19 protein-coding genes and 1 tRNA gene are annotated in these 17,434 nt (G+C 71.4%); 10 read left to right on the forward strand and 10 right to left on the reverse strand.

Annotation, left to right across the window (positions count from 1 at the left end):
- Positions 1 to 118: 118 nt before the first annotated feature.
- The gene (locus ASG91_RS05730) at positions 119 to 412 is read left to right on the forward strand and encodes a hypothetical protein (RefSeq protein ID WP_056921627.1); all 294 of its coding nucleotides are present in this window, start codon (positions 119 to 121) and stop codon (positions 410 to 412) included.
- 89 nt (positions 413 to 501) lie between these two features.
- Here the strand turns inward: ASG91_RS05730 and ASG91_RS05735 are convergent.
- Positions 502 to 575, reverse strand: a tRNA-Pro gene (locus ASG91_RS05735).
- A gap of 205 nt (positions 576 to 780) precedes the next feature.
- Positions 781 to 1,725, reverse strand: a complete 945-nt coding sequence (locus ASG91_RS05740) for a metallophosphoesterase (RefSeq protein ID WP_056921628.1) — start codon at positions 1,723 to 1,725, stop codon at positions 781 to 783.
- 65 nt (positions 1,726 to 1,790) lie between these two features.
- Here ASG91_RS05740 and ASG91_RS05745 point away from each other — a divergent pair, with 65 nt between their 5' ends.
- On the forward strand, positions 1,791 to 2,255 hold the full coding sequence (locus tag ASG91_RS05745; protein ID WP_056921629.1) for a GatB/YqeY domain-containing protein: 465 nt from the start codon (positions 1,791 to 1,793) through the stop codon (positions 2,253 to 2,255).
- A 92-nt stretch (positions 2,256 to 2,347) separates the two neighbouring features.
- Here the strand turns inward: ASG91_RS05745 and ASG91_RS05750 are convergent, their stop codons facing one another.
- Positions 2,348 to 4,774 carry a transglycosylase domain-containing protein gene (locus tag ASG91_RS05750; protein ID WP_056921630.1) on the reverse strand — a complete coding sequence of 809 codons (2,427 nt, stop codon included), beginning with the start codon at positions 4,772 to 4,774 and terminating at the stop codon, positions 2,348 to 2,350.
- 273 nt (positions 4,775 to 5,047) lie between these two features.
- Between ASG91_RS05750 and ASG91_RS05755 the strand changes: the two genes are divergently transcribed.
- Positions 5,048 to 5,380, forward strand: coding sequence for a WhiB family transcriptional regulator (locus tag ASG91_RS05755; protein WP_082593940.1), 333 nt, complete (start codon positions 5,048 to 5,050; stop codon positions 5,378 to 5,380).
- Positions 5,381 to 5,621: 241 nt separating this feature from the next.
- Here ASG91_RS05755 and ASG91_RS05760 read toward each other — a convergent pair whose 3' ends face one another.
- Genes ASG91_RS05760 through ASG91_RS05770 form a run of 3 tightly spaced genes read right to left on the reverse strand, consistent with a single transcriptional unit; the run spans position 5,622 to position 8,623 of the window.
- On the reverse strand, positions 5,622 to 6,851 hold the full coding sequence (locus tag ASG91_RS05760) for an ArsA family ATPase (protein ID WP_056921632.1): 1,230 nt from the start codon (positions 6,849 to 6,851) through the stop codon (positions 5,622 to 5,624).
- The gene (locus ASG91_RS05765) at positions 6,851 to 7,852 is read right to left on the reverse strand and encodes an ArsA-related P-loop ATPase (RefSeq protein WP_056921633.1); all 1,002 of its coding nucleotides are present in this window, start codon (positions 7,850 to 7,852) and stop codon (positions 6,851 to 6,853) included. Before ASG91_RS05765 ends, ASG91_RS05760 begins: the two co-directional genes overlap by 1 nt.
- Positions 7,853 to 7,861: 9 nt before the next feature.
- The gene (locus ASG91_RS05770; protein WP_056921634.1) at positions 7,862 to 8,623 is read right to left on the reverse strand and encodes a S9 family peptidase; all 762 of its coding nucleotides are present in this window, start codon (positions 8,621 to 8,623) and stop codon (positions 7,862 to 7,864) included.
- A gap of 36 nt (positions 8,624 to 8,659) precedes the next feature.
- Here ASG91_RS05770 and ASG91_RS20560 point away from each other — a divergent pair, with 36 nt between their 5' ends.
- Genes ASG91_RS20560 through ASG91_RS05785 form a run of 4 tightly spaced genes read left to right on the forward strand, consistent with a single transcriptional unit; the run spans position 8,660 to position 10,968 of the window.
- Entirely contained in the window at positions 8,660 to 8,815 is a 156-nt protein-coding gene (locus tag ASG91_RS20560; RefSeq protein WP_157582273.1) for a DUF4177 domain-containing protein, read from the forward strand.
- Positions 8,815 to 9,291, forward strand: a complete 477-nt coding sequence (locus ASG91_RS05775) for a RidA family protein (RefSeq protein WP_056921635.1) — start codon at positions 8,815 to 8,817, stop codon at positions 9,289 to 9,291. Before ASG91_RS20560 ends, ASG91_RS05775 begins: the two co-directional genes overlap by 1 nt.
- Before the next feature lie 7 nt (positions 9,292 to 9,298).
- The gene (locus ASG91_RS05780) at positions 9,299 to 10,138 is read left to right on the forward strand and encodes an NUDIX domain-containing protein (protein WP_056921636.1); all 840 of its coding nucleotides are present in this window, start codon (positions 9,299 to 9,301) and stop codon (positions 10,136 to 10,138) included.
- A complete protein-coding gene (locus tag ASG91_RS05785) occupies positions 10,135 to 10,968 on the forward strand; it encodes an MBL fold metallo-hydrolase (protein ID WP_082593941.1) in 834 nt (277 codons plus the stop codon). Before ASG91_RS05780 ends, ASG91_RS05785 begins: the two co-directional genes overlap by 4 nt.
- Positions 10,969 to 11,053: 85 nt before the next feature.
- Here ASG91_RS05785 and ASG91_RS05790 read toward each other — a convergent pair whose 3' ends face one another.
- Positions 11,054 to 11,731, reverse strand: a complete 678-nt coding sequence (locus ASG91_RS05790; RefSeq protein ID WP_056921638.1) for a Crp/Fnr family transcriptional regulator — start codon at positions 11,729 to 11,731, stop codon at positions 11,054 to 11,056.
- Between the two features lie 120 nt (positions 11,732 to 11,851).
- On the opposite strand from ASG91_RS05790, the gene nth reads away from it, so the two are divergent.
- From nth to ASG91_RS05805, 3 genes are read left to right on the forward strand one after another with little or no spacing between them, the layout of a single operon-like run.
- Positions 11,852 to 12,553, forward strand: a complete 702-nt coding sequence (gene nth, locus ASG91_RS05795; RefSeq protein WP_082593942.1) for an endonuclease III — start codon at positions 11,852 to 11,854, stop codon at positions 12,551 to 12,553.
- Complete coding sequence (locus tag ASG91_RS05800) at positions 12,550 to 13,242, forward strand: CoA pyrophosphatase (protein WP_235544059.1); 693 nt, start codon at positions 12,550 to 12,552, stop codon at positions 13,240 to 13,242. Before nth ends, ASG91_RS05800 begins: the two co-directional genes overlap by 4 nt.
- A complete protein-coding gene (locus ASG91_RS05805; protein ID WP_056921639.1) occupies positions 13,242 to 14,453 on the forward strand; it encodes a MarP family serine protease in 1,212 nt (403 codons plus the stop codon). The genes ASG91_RS05800 and ASG91_RS05805 overlap by 1 nt, the downstream gene beginning before the upstream one ends.
- Before the next feature lie 130 nt (positions 14,454 to 14,583).
- Here the strand turns inward: ASG91_RS05805 and ASG91_RS05810 are convergent, their stop codons facing one another.
- From ASG91_RS05810 to nhaA, 3 genes are all read right to left on the reverse strand, one after another.
- Positions 14,584 to 15,495, reverse strand: a complete 912-nt coding sequence (locus ASG91_RS05810; RefSeq protein WP_056921640.1) for an alpha/beta fold hydrolase — start codon at positions 15,493 to 15,495, stop codon at positions 14,584 to 14,586.
- An 85-nt stretch (positions 15,496 to 15,580) separates the two neighbouring features.
- Positions 15,581 to 15,985, reverse strand: a complete 405-nt coding sequence (locus tag ASG91_RS05815; RefSeq protein WP_056921641.1) for a phage holin family protein — start codon at positions 15,983 to 15,985, stop codon at positions 15,581 to 15,583.
- A gap of 48 nt (positions 15,986 to 16,033) precedes the next feature.
- Positions 16,034 to 17,383 carry a Na+/H+ antiporter NhaA gene (nhaA, locus tag ASG91_RS05820; RefSeq protein ID WP_056921642.1) on the reverse strand — a complete coding sequence of 450 codons (1,350 nt, stop codon included), beginning with the start codon at positions 17,381 to 17,383 and terminating at the stop codon, positions 16,034 to 16,036.
- Positions 17,384 to 17,434: the final 51 nt, after the last annotated feature.

A 17,434-nucleotide genomic window follows, 5' to 3' on the forward strand; every position in this document is an offset into this window, starting at 1 on the left:
CGCTGCCCGCCAGCACCCTGGCGATCGGGGCATACCCGATCAAAGGGATATTCGGCGTAGTGTCACCCTTGCCGCGCTGGGGCCCGTTGGGTCCGCGCCGAGCTGAGGTCGTCCCGCCATGCCGAACGACACCGCACCAACCGTCCCAGAGCCACGACGCACCCTGGCCGAGCTGGCCGAGGACGTGCGCACGGCACGCGGGGAGGTCGCGGCGCGGCGGATGTCTCCGGTGACCCAGACCAGCCTGCTCTCGGCCCGTCGGGAGCTGCTCCGCGTGATGGAGCTCTATGCGGATGAGCTGGTCGCGCGCCGCTTGCCGGTGCCGCACCAGCTGCGCGACGACCTGCGCCTGCTGCGGGAGATCCGCGGAAACCCCGGTAGTGACTGGCATCGGCGGGGCAGGGCCCTCTAGGGGCGTGCCCCGCGGTCAGTCTCCGCAACCGCTGCACAGACGCAGGAGGGCGGCTCCTTCGACTCCGTCGAAGAACCGCCCTCAGTGCGTCGGGGTGACAGGATTTGAACCTGCGGCCTCTTCGTCCCGAACGAAGCGCGCTACCAAGCTGCGCCACACCCCGTGGCAATCGCCACCCACGCCAGTTCGACGGGAGCAGCGACAGTGAAGGATAGCCCACCTCACCCGGCCGCTCCCAATCGGTATGCCGCGTGCTCGCGGCCGGTGGTCGGGTCACCGACAATCGGCGCCAGCGCCACGGATCGACGCCGATCCGGACGAAGCACCTCCATCCTTGGCCACAGTGGCACGGATCGACGCCAGGTGGCTCAGGAGCGCGGCGCCAGGGTGAGCAGCGTGGCCTCGGGGCGGCAGCAGAACCGGACGGGGGCGTAGGGCGACGTGCCCAGCCCCGCCGACACGTGCAGCCACGCGGCGTCCGGGGGCGCGGCGGACGACGGGGCGGACCCGGCCCCGGGCCACCAGCGCGAGACCCCCTTGGCCCGGTCGGTCGGCAGGTCGCAGTTGGTGACCAGCGCGCCGTAGAAGGGCAGCGCGAGCTGGCCGCCGTGCGTGTGGCCCGCGATCAGGAGCCGGGCTCCGTCCGCGGCCATCGGGTCGAGCACGCGCTGGTAGGGGGCGTGCGTGACGCCGATCGTCACGGCGGCGGAGGTCGAGGCCGGCCCGGCCACGGCGGCATACTCGTCCATCCGGATGTGGGCGTCGTCGGTGCCGACGAGCTCCACCTCGGCCCCACCGACCGACAGGGTGGTGCGGGCGTTGTCGAGGTCGACCCACCCGCCGTCGCGCAGGCCGGCGCGCAGGTCCTCTACCGGCAGGCGCACCCGTCCCGCTGGAGCGTGGGCGTGCCGACGGGTGAGGTAGCGGGCCGGGTTCTTCGGCACCGGCGCGTAGTAGTCGTTGGAGCCCATGACGAACACGCCTTGGAACGCGAACAACGGCTCCATCGCGTGCAGCGCCCCCGGCACGGCGTCGAGGGCAGCGAGGTTGTCACCCGAGTTGACCACCAGGTCGGGCTCCAGCGCCGCGAGGCCACGCACCCACTCGATGCGGCGACGCTGGCGGGGCACGAGGTGGAGGTCGGAGACCTGGAGGACGCGCAGCGGCCGCGACCCGGGCGCGAGCACCGGCACGGTGAACCGCCGCAGGGCGAACCAGTTGCGCTCAACCACGCTGGCGTAGCCGACGCCCGCCACGCCCAGCGCGGCGACACCAGCGACCGTGCCCAGCGCGGCGCCCAGGGGAGTGTTCATCCCCGTCATCCTTGCAAACCGGATCTCGGTGGGTCGGACCACCACCCGCCTGCGAGACTGGGGGCATGACCGAGCAGAGCCTCAAGGCCACCGTCCAGAGCGACCTCACCGACGCCATCCGCCAGCGGGATGCGGTGCGGTCGGGCACGCTCCGCCTCGCGCTCACCTCCATCACCAACGAAGAGGTGTCGGGGACGGAAGCGCGCGAGCTCAGTGACGACGAGGTGCTCAAGGTGCTGGCGAAGGAAGCCAAGAAGCGCAAGGAGGCCGCGACCGCCTATGCCGGTGCAGGGCGCCCCGAGCTCGCCGCCAAGGAGGAGGCCGAGCTCGCGGTCCTCGAGGCCTACCTACCCGCCCAGCTCTCCGACGACGAGCTCACGTCCATCGTCGCCGCCGCGATCGAGCAGACCGGGGCGACCGGTATGCCGCAGCTGGGCCAGGTCATGAAGGTCGCCCAGGGCGTCGTGGCCGGCCGCGCCGACGGTGGTCGCGTGGCCGCCGCCGTGAAGGCGGCGCTGACCAAGGGCTGACCCTGCCGTGGTGAGCTGCCCGCGGAGCCGGCTCCGCGGCATACCTCGAGACGAAAGGGCCCCGCACCGATGGTGCGGGGCCCTTTCGTCTGTCACCGATGACCGGGCGGTGGCTTGGTCTTGGTCGGCTTCGGGTCGGGTGTCTTGGTCGGGTCGGGCTTGGGCGGCGGGTTGAAGCCGCTCGAGACGTAGAGGCCGACGGTCGACCCGCGCAGCGCCGAGCCGCTCGGGTTGGTGTAGACCACGATGCCCTGCGGGTAGCCGCTGTTGGTCTGTCCGGCGACCTGCACGAGGAAGCCGGCCTCCTTGAGCCTCGCGGTGGCCTCCGCGATCGACATGCCGCCGACGAACGGCACCGAGATGCGGTCGCCGTTGACGATCTTGTTGCTCGGGTCGTCGAACTGGCGCTCGGGCAGACCCTGCGACGCGTTCTCGATCAGGTTCTTCCAGATCGGAGCCGCGATGTCACCACCGAAGACGCCCCGGTAGTAGTTGCCGCCGAGCTGGATGCCGTTCATCCCGTTCTGCGAGTAGGGCGTGCCGACCCACACCGCGGCGGCTCGCTGGGCGGTGTAGCCGACGAACCAGGACTCGACGTGCTTGTCGGTGGTACCCGTCTTGCCGGCTGCGGGACGTGAGCCGAGCCGGGCCCGGCTGCCGGTGCCGTCCTTGATCACGCCGGTGAGCAGCTCGGTCGCGCCCTTGGCGACGTCGGGGTCGATGACCTGCTTGCAGCTGGTCGCGCCGATCTTGAGCGGCTTCCGGTCGGCGGTGGTGATCGACAGGATCGGGTTCGGGGGGCAGTACTTGCCGTTGTTCGCCAGGATCGCGTAGGAGCTGGCGAGGGTCATCGGGGTGACGTCACCGGTGCCGAGGACGGTGCTGGCGTAGCACGGGAGGTTCGTTCCCGAGCCGGTGTGCAGGTGCATCTTCGTCATCGTGTTGAGCACGTTCCTGGTGCCCAGCTTGAAGGTCAGCGACGCGAACGCGGTGTTGATGGAGTCGGCGGTCGCCTTCTTCAGCGGCAGCGGCTTGCCACCGATCGCGTAGTCGTTGTGGATCGTGTAGGGCCCACCCGGGGCGCAGGAACCGATCTCCTGCGGGGTGTAGACGGCGCCCCGCGTCGTGCTGGCGAACTTCGACGGCACCGTGCCGTTGACCGGCGTGCCGGTCTCGAGGGCCCGCACGATCGCGAACATCTTGGCCGTGGAGCCGAACTGGAAGCCCGCCGTGCCGTTGTACTTCTCGTCGACGTTCCAGTTCACCTCGGTGTAGCCGTAGGCGTTCTGCTGGGCTTTCGTCGTCGGGTACTTGGTGTTCTGGACCATGGCGAGCACCCGGCCGGTGCTGGGCTCGATGATCGTGCCGGCGCTGCCGACCATCCTGGAGTAGCCCGCCTTGGTCTTGTCCTTGGAGTCCTTGCCCATCGCGGTGTTGCCGAACGGCACCCGCTTGGTCAGGTCCTTGAGCGACTGCTCCTGCACCTGCGGGTCGAGCGTGGTCTGGATGGTCAGGCCGCCGCCGGTGATGTTCTTGATCCGCTCCGGACGGGTCTTGCCGAGCACGTCGAGGGCATGGTTGTCCATGTCCTTGAGGTACTCCATGACGTAGTTGCAGAAGTACGGCTCGGACGACGCGGCGCAGTTGCTCAGCGGGTTCTTCAGCTTGAGCATCTTCTTGACCGGGATGGCCTTCGCGGACTTGAGCTGCTTGGCGGTGATGATCCCCAGGGCGTACATCCGGTCGAGGACCACGTCGCGACGGGCCTGGGCCTTCTCGGGGTAGTTGCGCGGGTCGGTCTTGCCCGGGTTCTGCACGAGACCGGCGAGCAGGGCGGCCTGGGGGATGTTCAGCTTCGACGCGCTGACGCTGAAGTAGTGCTGGGCGGCGGCCTCGACGCCGTACGCGAGGTCGCCGTAGTAGGCCAGGTTGAGGTAGCCCTGCAGGATCTGGTCCTTGGTCATCTCCTTCTCGAGCGTGACCGCGTACTTGATCTCCTGGATCTTGCGCGCTGCACTCTTGCGGACGGCCGCCTGGGCGGCCTCCTCGTCGTTGTTCCGCAGCGCGTTCTCCTGCAGCGTCAGCTTGACGTACTGCTGGGTCAGCGTGGACGCGCCCTGGACGTCGCCGCCCTGGGCGTTCGACGCCACGGCGCGCAAGATGCCTCGGGGGTCGACCCCGCCGTGCTCGTAGAACCGGCTGTCCTCGATCGCGATCTGCGCCTTCTGCATGATCGGCGCGACCTGCTTGAGGTTGACGATGATGCGGTTCTCCTGCTGGGGAGTCGCCAGGATGCCGCCGCGGGCGTCCTTGATGGTCGACTGCTGCGACAGCTGGGTGGCGGTGAACTCGCCGGGAAGGTCATCGAACATCTTCACGCCGGAGGTCGCCGCGCTGCCCGTGGCGCCCACCGCGGGGATGAGCAGACCAGCCGTCAGCAGGCCCATGACCATCGCCGTGGCGACGAAGGCTCCGAGCAGGCTGACGACATTTCCGAGGTTGGTGGCGCGTCCTTGCATGCCGACAGGGTAACTGCCGAACCTTGAGCAGCCCGTTTCCCGCGAGTTGGGCAGCTGTATGGGGTGTTTGCGCCCGATTACGTCCTAGTTTTCGCACCGCCCGTTGGAGCGAGCCGCGATGGCTCGGAGTGACTAGTCCCTTTGGTCATGCCAGAACCACACGAATGGGCCATGTCGTCGGAGTGCCTTCAGTTCCTATCGTTTCCACACGTCGATACGGACATAAGACGCACGGTGAAGCGTCTGAAGCAGGAGTATCTGGAGGCACTGACAATGACTATCGCACCGGAGCGGCCCAGCGGGCCCGCAGGGACCGTGTGGATGGATGACTGGGCCCCGCTGGGCTCCTGCTCCAAGTCAGACCCTGATGCACTCTTCGTCCAGGGTGCTGCCCAGCAGACCGCCAAGGTCGTCTGCCAGCGTTGTCCCGTGATCGCCGAGTGCCTCGCCGACGCCCTCGACAACCGCACCGAGTTCGGCGTGTGGGGTGGGATGACCGAGCGTGAGCGCCGGGCCCTGCTCAAGCGTCGTCCCAACATCACCTCCTGGGCCGCCCTGTTCGCGCAGGCCCGCAGCCAGACCCCCTCCGAGGCGGAGAGCGCCTGACCTCCTCTGCACTCATGAGACGCCGCGGCTATCGCGGACCCCCCGAACGAAGCCCTTGACCCATCCCCCGCGGGTCAGGGGCTTCGTCGTTCCTCGGACACCGGGTCGGGTGACCTGGAAGGCCTCACCCCGGAAGGTTGACCTTCACCCCGGAACCGTTCCGGGGTGAAGCACAACCTTCTCCCTAGACCCGATAAAGCTGGGGCGGGTGGGGTCAGGAGGGATCAGGTGGGGGTGGGGATCAGGTGGGGGTCGGGGTGGTGAGGGCGGCGGCCACCTCGCGCAGGCCGGCCAGGTCGTGGATGTCCTGGGCCGAGGCCGGCACCTCCACCACGGGTATGCCGGGGTGTCCGGCCGTGAACCGCGCCGCCAGCCGTTCCTGCCGATCGGCGGTCTCTGCCAACGCGGCGTGCAGCCGCAGCAGCCCTTGCGTGGTGGCGGCCGTGGTCGAGCGGGTCTCCGCGTCGGCCAGCTGCTCGGCGGCGGCCAGAGCCCGCGCGGCCGTCAGGGAGGGTGCGGCCACGCGCTGGATCCGGTTCACGACGAGCCCGGCGAGCGGCATACCCTCCTCGTCGAGGCGACCGGCGAAGAAGGAGGCCTCGCGCAGCGCGTCGCGCTCGGGGGCGGCGACCACGACGAACGCGGTCTCGGGGGCCTTGAGCAGCGCGTAGGTCTGGTCGGCGCGCTCGCGGAAGCCGCCGAACATGGTGTCGAGGGCCGCCACGAAGGTCTGCACGTCCTGGAGCAGCTGGCCGCCCAGCACCCGCGACAGGGTGCTCGTGACGACATTGACCCCGACGCTGAACACCTTGAAGCCGGCCCGACCGCCGGCCTTGGCCGGGGCGGAGAGCAGCCGGATGAACCGCCCGTCGAGGAACGACCCGAGCCGCTTGGGGGCGTCGAGGAAGTCGAGCGCGGACCGTGACGGGGGAGTGTCGACCACGATGAGGTCCCAGCGCCCGGATCGCCCGGCCTCGGCCCGGAGCTGCCCGAGCTTCTCCATCGCCATGTACTCCTGCGTGCCCGCGAACGAGCTCGAGACCGCCTGGTAGAACGGGTTCGCGAGGATCTGGGCGGCCTTCTCGGGGGTGGCGTGCTGCTCGACCACCTCGTCGAAGGTGCGCTTCATGTCGAGCATCATGGCGTCGAGCGAGCCGTCCGAGCCGCCCGTGCCGCCGCCCCCTCCGGCGACCGGGCGCGGGGTGTTGTCGAGCTCGGTGAGCCCCAGCGACTGGGCGAGCCGGCGGGCCGGGTCGATGGTGAGGACGACGACGCGCCGGCCGTGCTCGGCGGCCCAGAGGCCCAGCGCGGCGGCAGTGGTCGTCTTGCCCACGCCACCAGCGCCGCAACAGACGACGATGCGCGTCCCGGGGTCGGTGAGCAGGGCGGCGAGGTCGAGCCCCGGGGCTCCGGGGCGGGCGGTGGACGGCGAGGAGGAGGCGGCCTTGGCGGACCGGGTGCGGGGAGGCATCAGACCATCCCCTGCTCGGTGAGGGCCTGGGCCAGCACGGTGATGCCGCCACCCTCGGTGCCCTCGGCGAGCAACGGCAGGCGCACGGTCAGCCGGCCCTCCTCCGCCAGGATGGCGTCCTGCTCACGCTCGAGGGCGATCCGGTCGGCGTGGTGGCCCGCGTCCGCCAACAGTCCGGCGACCAGGCCGTCGGTGACCTTCACCCCGACGGTGGCGAGGTCGGCCGCGACGCCGTTGGCCAGCCTCGCGTTGCGGGAGCGCCGCACCGAGGACAGCGCCTTGTCGGTCAGGAGCGGGTCGCGGAGCTGGTTGACGACGATCGCGCCGAGGGGGAGGTCGGTGCGGCGCAGCTCGGCCAGTGCGTCGACGGTCTCCTGGACCGGCATCTCCTCGAGCAGCGTCACCACGTGGACCGCCGTGGTGTGGCTGCGCAGCATCCGGGTGATCGAGTCGGCCTGCGAGCGGATCGGGCCCACCTTGGCGACGTCGGCGACCTCGGCGTTGACGTTGAGGAACCGCACGACCCGACCGGTGGGCGGGGCGTCGAGCACCACGGCGTCGTACGTCGGGGCGGCCGGACCCTTGCCGGACCGCCTCCCCGCAGCCTCGTAGACCTTGCCGATCAGCAGCACGTCGCGCACGCCGGGCGCGATCGTCGTCGCGAAGTCGACGGCCCCGAACCGGTCGAGCACCGTCATCGCCTTGCCGACCTTGTAGAACTTCTGGAGGTACTCGCGCAGGGAGTCCTTGGCGTCGACCGAGATCGCCCACAGCTGGCCGCCGCTGCGGTCGTGCAGGATCCGGGTCTCGGTGTGGCCCAGCGGTGGCACGTCGAATGTCTGCGAGATCCCCTGCCGGTCCTCGACCTCGGCCAGCAGCACCCGCTTGCCCTGCCGGGTCAGCGCGAGCGCCAGCGCGGCGGCCACCGTCGTCTTGCCCGTGCCGCCCTTGCCGGTCACGACGTGCAGGCGGACCTTCGACAGGTCGGGAGCCTCGGGCATGACCTCAGCCTAGGAGGCCAGCAGGTCGACCGCCTCGAGGACCCTGGCGAACGCCGGGTGCTCGGGGTCGATCAGCCCGTAGTGGCCCCCACCGTCCACGGGCGTGAGGCGGACGTGCGGCCCGTGGTGCGCCGCGGCATACCGCTCGCTCAGCTCGAACGGCACCACGTCGTCGTCGCGCGCATGCACCAACAGCGTGGGGATGGCGGGTGCGAGCCGCGCGGGGTCGGCCGCGGCGTAGGCGTCGGGGACGTCGGCCGGCCGGCCGCCGAGGAACGTCGTGATCGCGTCGCCGCCCACGCCGTGCTCGACGCCGTGGGCGAGGTCGAGGACTCCGGCGAGGCTCACGACCCCGCGTATGCCGTGGGCCCACGACTGCGCCGCGGCCCAGGTCACCAGCTGGCCGCCGGCGGAGTGGCCGACGAGCACCCAGGGCTGGTCGAGGTCGGGGTCGCGGCGGACCGCCGTGACGGCGTCGGCGATGTCCTCGGTGGTCCCGGGCCACCCGCCACCGGGCATGCCGGGGCGGCGGTACTCGAGGACCGCGGTCGGGTAGCCGGCGTCGGCGAACGCCTGGGACTGGCGGCCGGCATGCGCCCGGTCGTACTCGGGCCGCCAGAACCCGCCGTGGACGACGACGACGGTGAGGCGTCGCGTGACCCGCTCGGGAAGGCGCACGTCGTAGACCTGGGCGGGGTCGTCGCCGTACTGCGTCGTGCGGGTCGGCGGGGCGGCCTGCTCGTCGAGCATCTGGATCGGGTCACGGGCCATGCGGCCATCCTGCCAGCGGTGGCTAGGCTGCCACCCATGAAGAAGTTCGAGTACGCGACGGTGCCACTCATCGTCCACGCGACGAAGCAGATCCTCGACCAGTGGGGCGAGGACGGCTGGGAGCTCGTCCAGGTTCTCACCGGTCCCGACGGCAACGGCCTGGTCGCCTACCTGAAGCGGGAGAAGGCCTGATGAGCGCAGTCGAGGACCGTCTGGCAGAGCTCGGCCTGACCGTGCCCGAGGTCGCCAAGCCCGTGGCCGCCTACGTCCCGGCCATCCAGGACGGGCGCCGGATCTACACCTCCGGTCAGCTGCCCATGGTGTCCGGGGCGATCGTGCAGACCGGCAAGGTCGGCGAGGGCCACGGGCTGGTGCCGCCGGAGGACGCGAAGAAGCTCGCGGAGATCTGCGCGCTCAACGCGATCGCCGCGGTCAAGAGCATCGTGGGCGACCTCGACAAGGTGACCCAGGTGGTCAAGCTCGTCGGGTTCGTCGCCTCGGACCCGGCCTTCACCGGTCAGCCCGGCGTGATCAACGGCGCCAGCGAGCTGATGGGCAAGGCCTTCGGCGACGCCGGCATCCACGCCCGGTCGGCCGTCGGGGTCGCCGTGCTGCCGCTGGACGCGCCGGTCGAGGTCGAGATCGTCGTCGCCCTCGCCGACGAGTAGCCCCGGGGTGGTCAGGCGCGAGTTCCCGATCGCCGACTCCCCGTCGCTGCGGGCCAGGGCGGACGCCTGGCTGAGTGCGCCCGACCCGTCGGGACCGGTGCCGCCCAAGCGCGCCGCCACCGTCATGTTCGTGCGTGACGGGTCGGCCGGGGTCGAGGTGTTCATGCTGCGCCGGGTCGCCAGCATGGAGTTCGCCCCGCGGATGATGGTGTTCCCCGGCGGCGGGGTCGACCCGCGTGACGCCGATGCGGCGCTGCCGTGGGCCGGACCGACCCCAGCCGAGTGGGCCGACCGTCTGGAGGTCGACGAGCCGACCGCCCGCGTGCTGGTCGCGGCTGCGGTGCGTGAGGTGTTCGAGGAGTCCGGCGTGCTGCTGGCCGGAACGTCACCCGACGAGGTGATCTCCGACGTCAGCAGTGACCACTGGCACGAACAGCGTCGCCGACTGCTCGACCGCGAGGCGTCCCTCTCCGAGGTCCTGCAGGAGCACGGTCTGCTGCTGCGCTCCGACCTGCTGGGCTACCGCGCGCACTGGATCACCCCCGAGTTCGAGGTGCGTCGCTACGACACCCGGTTCTTCAGCGCCGCCGTGCCGCAGGGACAGCGCGCCGACGACGACACCACCGAGGCCGACGTCGCCGACTGGGTGCGTCCGGCCGACCTCCTCGAGGCCTGGCGCGACGGGCGGGCGCTGATGCTGCCGCCCACCGTCGTGGCGGTGGAGGAGGTCGCTGCGGCGACGTCGGCCGCGGCGTTCATCGCGGAGACCCCGGTGATCGCTCCGGTGCAGCCCGAGCTGGTCGACACCGGCGACGGCCTGGTGATGCGGGCGGACCTCCCCCGATGACCTCAGGAATGGCGCAGGCGCCCGAGCCGTCGGCGGCCTTCGGCGACTGGCACGGCGGACAGGTGACCGAGCGGGCCCTCTGCGTCCTCTGCCCCAACCCGAGCCCGATGACCCTCGACGGCACCAACACCTGGGTGCTGCTCGAGCCCGGCTCGACCGACGCCGTCGTCATCGACCCCGGCCCCCTCGACGAGGGCCACCTGCGCGCAGTCGTCGACGCGGTCAGCGCGCGGGGTGCCCGTGTCGCGCAGACCATCCTCACCCACGGCCACGCCGACCACGCCGAGGGAGCTGGCCGCTTCGCCGAGCTGACCGGTGCCCCGACCCGGGCGGTCGGTCGCGGCCACGACGACCTCACGGACGGCGACGTCGTGACCGCCGGTGGCCTCGACCTGCGAGTGGTCGCCACGCCCGGGCACACCTCTGACTCGCTGTCCTTCGCGCTCGCCGCCGACCATGCCCTCCTCACCGGCGACACCGTCCTGGGCCGCGGCACCACGGTGGTCGCGCACCCTGACGGTGAGCTCGCGGCATACCTCGCGTCGTTGGAGCGGATCGCCCGGCTCACGGGCGACGGCGAGGTGACCGCGATCCTGCCCGGGCACGGGCCGGTCGTGCCGGACGCGTCGGCGATGGTCGCGTTCTACCGCACCCACCGTGCCGAGCGGCTCGAGCAGGTGCGCCAGGCGCTCGCGGACGGCGCGGCCACCGCAGCCGACCCGGTGCTGGCCGTGGTCGAGCGCGTGTATGCCGACGTGCCCCGCGAGGTCTGGCCGGCCGCGGCCCAGAGCGTGGCGGCCCACCTGGACTACCTCCGGGCGCGCGGCTGACACTCCTGCGGGTCGATGTAAACGCGCCGGGAAAGACCGGCGTTTTTACATCGAACCGGCGAAGAGAGGCGGGAAGGGGCCGAGGTCAGCGGGCGCGGCGCTTGAGGCGCTCGACGTCGAGCAGCAGCACCGCACGGGCCTCGAGCCGCAGCCAGCCGCGGGTGGCGAAGTCGGCGAGCGCCTTGTTGACCGTCTCGCGGGAGGCGCCGACCAGCTGGGCGAGCTCCTCCTGGGTGAGGTCGTGGGCGACGAGGATGCCTTCCTCGACCGGGCGGCCGAACCGGGCCGACAGGTCGAGCAGTGCCTTCGCCACGCGACCGGGGACGTCGGTGAAGACGAGGTCGGCCAGGTTCTCGTTGGTGCGGCGCAGGCGCTTGGCGAGCGCGGCCAGCAGGACCTTGGCGACGCTGGGGCGGCCCTCGAGCAGGCCGTTGAGGTCGTCGTTGCCGATGCCGAGCAGCTGGGTCTCGGCGACGGCGGTCGCGGTCATGGTGCGCGGGCCGGGGTCGAAGAGGCTGAGCTCGCCGAACATCTCGCCGGGGCCGAGGATGGCGACGAGGTTCTCGCGGCCGTCGGCGCTGCGCCGCCCGAGCTTCACCTTGCCCTCGCGGATGACGTAGAGCCGGTCGCCCTGGTCACCCTCCGTGAAGAGCACGTCGCCGCGCTCGAGGCGGGTCTGCGTCATCGAGGCCATCAGCGTCGTCGACGCCTCGTCGTCCAGCGCTGCGAACAGCGGGGCCTTCTTCACCACGTCGTGATCCACGGGCGACAGTGTGCCACGTCGGATGTCTGTGCCGCCCCGTAGTCTGTGCTGGTGTCTGGAGCTCCCGCGCGCGCCGCTGGCGACGAGTCCCCCGTCGCCCTGACCCGACGTGCCCGGCGGATGTACCGGCTGCTCCACGAGCACTACCCCTACGCCCACTGCGAGCTCGACTTCGACAACCCGCTGCAGCTCCTGGTGGCGACCGTCCTGTCCGCGCAGACCACCGACGTGATGGTCAACAAGGTCACGCCGCAGCTGTTCGCGCGCTACCCCGACGCCGCGGCCCTCGCCGGTGCCGACCGCGAGGAGATGGAGACGCTGCTCAAGCCGACCGGCTTCTTCCGGGCCAAGACCAACTCGGTGATGAAGCTCGGCGCGGACCTGGTCGAGCGGTTCCACGGTGAGGTGCCACCGCGGATGAAGGACCTCGTCACGCTGCCCGGCGTCGGTCGCAAGACCGCGAACGTCGTGCTCGGCAACGCCTTCGACATCCCCGGCATCACGGTCGACACCCACTTCGGCCGGCTGGTGCGCCGGTTCGGCTGGACCACCGAGGACGACCCGGTCAAGGTCGAGCACGCGGTCGGGGCGCTGATCCCGCGCAAGGAGTGGACGATGCTGTCGCACGTCCTGATCTTCCACGGTCGCCGGACCTGCCACGCCAAGAAGCCGGCCTGCGGCGCCTGCCCGGTCGCCCGGCTGTGCCCCTCCTACGGGGTGGGTGAGACCGACCCGGTCAAGGCCGAGAAGCTGCTCAAGTTCGAGCTCGCGCCCGGGGCGACCAACCCGTATGCCGCGGCGACCGGGACCCTCGCGCCGTGACCGTCGCTCGTCCCGCCTGGATCGACCGCGCCCGCGACGCGATCGCCGCTGCCGACCGGGGGTACTTCGAGACGTTCGCCCCGCCGCCGGAGGGTGGTCGGCGGTCCAGCGTGATGATCCTGTTCGGGCCGTCCGAGGGCGGGGGCGAGGACGTGGTGCTCACCGAGCGCGCCCACACGCTGCGCACCCAGCCCGGTGACATCTCCTTCCCCGGCGGCAAGCGCGAGCCGTCCGACGCCTCGGACGCTGCCGCTGCCCTGCGCGAGACGCAGGAGGAGGTCGGGATCGACCCCGCCACCATCGACGTCGTGGCCGAGCTGCCCGACATCTACCTGAGCCCACGCCAGTTCGTCGTCACGCCGGTGCTCGGGTGGTGGCGGGAGCCGAGCCCCCTCGACACGGTCGACCCCATCGAGGTGCACCGGGCCGTCCGGGCGCCGCTGGCCGACCTGCTCGACCCGGCCGCCCGGTTCACCGTGTCGCACCCGAGCGGCTACCGCGGGCCCGGTTTCGAGTTCGACGGGCTGTTCGTCTGGGGGTTCACGGCGGGACTCCTGTCCGCTGTGCTCGATTTCGGTGGTTTGACCGTTCCGTGGGACCGTAGCGTCGAGCGTCCGCTTCCTGACCGCTACCGGCCAGGGGGTTCGCAGGACGCCCTGACCCGGACCGCGACGGAAGGCCGAGCCTGATGTTCCTCGGACTGACCGTCCTCGACTACCTGCTGATCCTGTTGTTCATCAGCTACGGCTTCACCGGGTTCCGGCAGGGCCTGGTGGTCAGCGTGCTGTCGCTCGCCGGGTTCCTCACCGGGGGTGCGCTCGCGATGTGGCTCATCCCGAAGGGGATCGAGCACTGGACCGAGCTCGAGTCGTCTCCGCTGCTGCGGTCGGTCGTCCTGATCGCCGGGGTGTTCATCCTCGCGTCCAGCGGGCAGGCGATCGCCGTGGCGGTCGGTGGGTCGCTGCGGTCCAAGCTGAAGATCAAGCCCGCCCAGTGGTTCGACGCCAGCCTCGGGGCGGTCGCAGTCGTCCTCTCGGCCGCCGTGCTCGTCTGGTTCATCGCCGGAGCCCTCCGCGGTGGCGCCCCGGCCCCGATCGCCAAGGCCATCGGTGAGTCGCGCGTGCTGCGCGCCATCGACACCGTGGTGCCCCCGGGCACGTCTCGGTTGTTCGCGTCGTTCCGCGAGGTGCTCGACCGTGAGGGCTTCCCCCGCGTGTTCGACGGCCTCGAGAGCGAGCGGATCGCGCCGATCGCCCCTCCGGACCCCTCAGTCGCCCAGACCGCCGGGGTACGACAGGCTGCGGCCTCGGTCATCAAGATCACCGGGGTCGCCGATGCCTGCAACCGTGGCCAGGAGGGCAGTGGCTGGGTCGTCGCCCGGGAGCGGGTGGTGACCAACGCCCACGTCGTCGCCGGCATGGACACCGCCACCCTGCGCATCCACGGCACCGGACGGTCCTACGTCGGCCGCGTGGTCATCTTCGACGCCAAGCGCGACCTGGCCGTCCTCGCCGTGCCCGGTCTGCCCGCCGACCCGCTGAGCCAGGGACCCGACCTGGCCCGGGGCGACAGCGGGGTGGTGGCGGGCTTCCCGCTCGACGGTCCCTACCGGCTCGACGCCGCCAGGGTCCGTGAGGTCGTCGACGCCCGAGGCTCGGACATCTACGGCCAGCCCGGCACCAGTCGCGAGGTCTACTCGCTCTACGCGCAGGTGCGTCCGGGCAACTCCGGTGGCCCGCTGCTGTCGACCGACGGCCGGGTGGTCGGGGTCGTGTTCGCCAAGTCGCTCGACGACCCCAGCACCGGGTACGCCCTCACGATGGACGAGGCCAAGCCGGTCCTCGACGCCGCGTCCAGCGCCTCGACCCCGGTCGACACCGGCGCCTGCGTCGCCGGCTGACGCCCGCGGCATACCCTCTCACCCGACACTTCTCCCGACTTCCCCCACTGGTTGCGCGCTGGTGGTCACCGACCGGCGGTTCGAGGGGTCTGGTGACGATCAGGTGGCAACAAGTGGGAGAAGGGGTGGATCAGCGGAGGGTGCCGAGCCAGTCGAGCAGGTGCTGGTTGACCACGTCGGGCGCCTCTTCGGGCAGGAAGTGGCCTGCGTTCGGCACCAGGTGCCGTTCGAAGCGGCCGGTCACGTAGGCCGCCGAGCCGGCCGCCGGGTCGGCCAGCACCGCGCCGTCGTGCTCACCGTGCAGCTGGAGCACCGGCAGGTTGATGGGGGTCTTCATCCGGGCGGCGAACTTCCACCCGTCGGGCCGCACCTGGCTGCGCACCACCCAGCGGTAGTACTCCGCCGCCGAGTGGGCCACGAACGGCAGCGCCATCGCGTCGGAGTAGATCCGGGCCTCCTCCGGCGAGGGCCAGATGCCCTCGGGCGAGGCCCACTCGCGCAGCAGCCGCTGGACGTACCCGCCGTGCACGGTCATCTGCCGCTCCGGGACGAACGGTCGCTGCAGCCCACCGAGGTAGGCGTTGGCCTTGAGCTGGCGCAGGTTCGCGAACGACGCCTTCCGGAACACCAGCGGGTGGGGCATCGACAGCGAGGCGATCGCCCGGGTCACGGTGGGCTGCAGGGTCGGCATGCTCCAGGCGATCCAGCCACCCCAACCGTGCCCGACGACGACCGCGCGCGACCCACCGAGCGAGCGCAGCACCGACGCGACGTCGGTCGCCGACGTGCGGGTGTCGTAGCCACGCGGCGGCTTGTCGGACGCGCCGTAGCCCCGCAGGTCCATCGCGCAGGCGCGGTAGCCGGCCTCGGCGAGCGCAGCCATCTGGTGCCGCCAGGCCCACCAGAACTGCGGGAAACCGTGCAGCAGCAACACGATCGGGCCCTCGCCCTGCTCGGCGACGTGGAACCTCGCGCCGTTGGCGGCGACGAAGCGGTGCTCCCACGGGCCCTCCATGAGGGCCATCGAGGCGTCGAGACTCATGGCTGGGTATGCCGTTCGGCTGGGTGTCGGTGGATGGGTCGGGTGTCGCGGTGGCCGGGTGGAGGTTGCGTGGGGGTGGCCGCGCTCAGGACGCGGACTTGACGGCGGTGACGGTGTCCTGGGCGTTCTTGATGGTGCGCTCCGGCTTGCCCTTGATCTTCTTCATGCTGCTGCGGCCGAGGAGCGCGAGGACGGCGGCGACGAGGAAGAGCAGGCCGGTGGTGATCAGGTAGCCCGCCCACTCGGGGAGCCAGATGTCGATCACGGCCACGATGGTGTGGAACAGGAAGATCAGCCCGAGCAGCGCGACGAACGCAGCCGCCCCGAACATGCCGGCCCCTGCCCCGGCGCGCTTGGCGTCGGCCGCGATCTCGGCCTTGGCCAACGCGATCTCGCTACGGACGATGGTCGAGACGTCGTGGGTGGCATCGGCCACGAGCTGTCCGATGGTCCGTTCGGTGCCGTCGCTGTTCAGCTGGTTGGGAGCCATGCGCCTTCACCTTCGCTTCCTCGTGTCCGGTCTGCCGGCTTCCCAACCCTAACGGCGTCGTTCGCCGTCCACACCCGTGACCTCGGCCGATGCGTCGTCGTCGTCGCGCGACTCCAGCTCCCAGAGCCGCCGGTAGACCCGGTTGCGGGCGCGCAGCACCACGGTGGCGAGGACCGCGGAGGCCAGCGAGCCGACCAGGACGGCCAGCTTGACGTGCTCGTCTCGCGGGCTGCCCGCACCGAAGGCCAGCTCTCCCACGAGGAGCGAGACGGTGAACCCGATGCCGGCCAGCAGCGACAGGCCGACGACGTCCCACCAGGCGAGGTCGTCGTCGAGCTCGGCCCTGGTGAACCGCGCGAAGACCCACGTCCCGCCAAACACCCCGACCAGCTTGCCGAGCACCAGGGCGAGCACCACGGCGAGGGCGGCCTCGTCGGCCAGGCTGTCGCCGAAGCCGCCGCCCACCACCACCGGCACACCCGCCGCGAAGAAGGCGAACACCGGCACCGCGACCCCAGCGGACAGCGGTCGCAGTCGGTGCTCCAGCCGGTGCGCCACGTCGACGTCGGCGGCCAGCGGGCGCACGGCCGGCACCCGGGCCACCCGGGACGCCCGGGGTCGCGGTTTCACCGGCACGGCCAGCCCGAGCAGCACCCCGGCCACGGTCGCGTGGATGCCCGAGGCGTGCACCAGTCCCCACGTCAGGGCAGCCAGGGGGAGCAGCAGCCACCAGTGCGCCACCCGCCGCTGCACCAGTGCAGCGAAGAGCGCGAGGGGGACCAGTGAGAGGGCGAGCAGCGGGAGGTCGAGGCGCTGCGTGTAGAAGACCGCGATGATCGTGATCGCCACGAGGTCGTCGACGACCGCCAGCGTCAGCAGGAAGCTGCGCAGCGCCGAGGGCAGGTGGGTGCCGATCACCGCGAGCACGGCGAGCGCGAAGGCGATGTCGGTGGCCGTCGGGATCGCCCACCCGCGCAACGCGTCACCCCCCGCGCCCAGGAAGGTGACGGTCACGGCATACACCAGGGCGGGGAGGGCGACGCCGCACAGGGCGGCGGCGACGGGCAGCGCGGCCCTGGCCGGGGTGCGCAGCTCGCCGACCAGGAACTCGCGCTTGAGCTCGAGACCGGCGACGAAGAAGAAGAGGGCGAGCAGGCCGTCGGCAGCCCACTGCCCGAGGGTGAGGTCGAGGTGCAGCGCGGGTGGCCCGATCGTGGTGTCGCGCAAGCCCGTGTATGCCGCGTGCCACGGTGAGTTGGCCCAGGCCAGGGCCGCGGTGGCGGCCAGGAGGAGCAGCGCACCGCCGACCGTCTCGGTGCGCAGGGCTCCTGCGACGTGCTGCGCCTCCTGCCACGTGGTGCGGGCGAAGAGGCGGGGCCGCAGGGGGTTGAGGCTCATGGGTTCCTCAGGGGTCGGCGACGGGGAGGACGTCGAACGACGCCGCCGACC

Source organism: Phycicoccus sp. Soil802, from assembly GCF_001429605.1.
GTDB lineage: Bacteria > Actinomycetota > Actinomycetes > Actinomycetales > Dermatophilaceae > Pedococcus.

Coding starts and splice junctions, on each gene's coding strand:
- ASG91_RS05730 (WP_056921627.1), top strand. CDS start 119: ATGCCGAACGACACCGCACCAACCGTCCCAGAGCCACGACGCACCCTG.
- ASG91_RS05740 (WP_056921628.1), bottom strand. CDS start 1,725: ATGAACACTCCCCTGGGCGCCGCGCTGGGCACGGTCGCTGGTGTCGCC.
- ASG91_RS05745 (WP_056921629.1), top strand. CDS start 1,791: ATGACCGAGCAGAGCCTCAAGGCCACCGTCCAGAGCGACCTCACCGAC.
- ASG91_RS05750 (WP_056921630.1), bottom strand. CDS start 4,774: ATGCAAGGACGCGCCACCAACCTCGGAAATGTCGTCAGCCTGCTCGGA.
- ASG91_RS05755 (WP_082593940.1), top strand. CDS start 5,048: ATGACTATCGCACCGGAGCGGCCCAGCGGGCCCGCAGGGACCGTGTGG.
- ASG91_RS05760 (WP_056921632.1), bottom strand. CDS start 6,851: ATGCCTCCCCGCACCCGGTCCGCCAAGGCCGCCTCCTCCTCGCCGTCC.
- ASG91_RS05765 (WP_056921633.1), bottom strand. CDS start 7,852: ATGCCCGAGGCTCCCGACCTGTCGAAGGTCCGCCTGCACGTCGTGACC.
- ASG91_RS05770 (WP_056921634.1), bottom strand. CDS start 8,623: ATGGCCCGTGACCCGATCCAGATGCTCGACGAGCAGGCCGCCCCGCCG.
- ASG91_RS20560 (WP_157582273.1), top strand. CDS start 8,660: ATGAAGAAGTTCGAGTACGCGACGGTGCCACTCATCGTCCACGCGACG.
- ASG91_RS05775 (WP_056921635.1), top strand. CDS start 8,815: ATGAGCGCAGTCGAGGACCGTCTGGCAGAGCTCGGCCTGACCGTGCCC.
- ASG91_RS05785 (WP_082593941.1), top strand. CDS start 10,135: ATGACCTCAGGAATGGCGCAGGCGCCCGAGCCGTCGGCGGCCTTCGGC.
- nth (WP_082593942.1), top strand. CDS start 11,852: ATGTACCGGCTGCTCCACGAGCACTACCCCTACGCCCACTGCGAGCTC.
- ASG91_RS05805 (WP_056921639.1), top strand. CDS start 13,242: ATGTTCCTCGGACTGACCGTCCTCGACTACCTGCTGATCCTGTTGTTC.
- ASG91_RS05810 (WP_056921640.1), bottom strand. CDS start 15,495: ATGAGTCTCGACGCCTCGATGGCCCTCATGGAGGGCCCGTGGGAGCAC.
- ASG91_RS05815 (WP_056921641.1), bottom strand. CDS start 15,985: ATGGCTCCCAACCAGCTGAACAGCGACGGCACCGAACGGACCATCGGA.
- nhaA (WP_056921642.1), bottom strand. CDS start 17,383: ATGAGCCTCAACCCCCTGCGGCCCCGCCTCTTCGCCCGCACCACGTGG.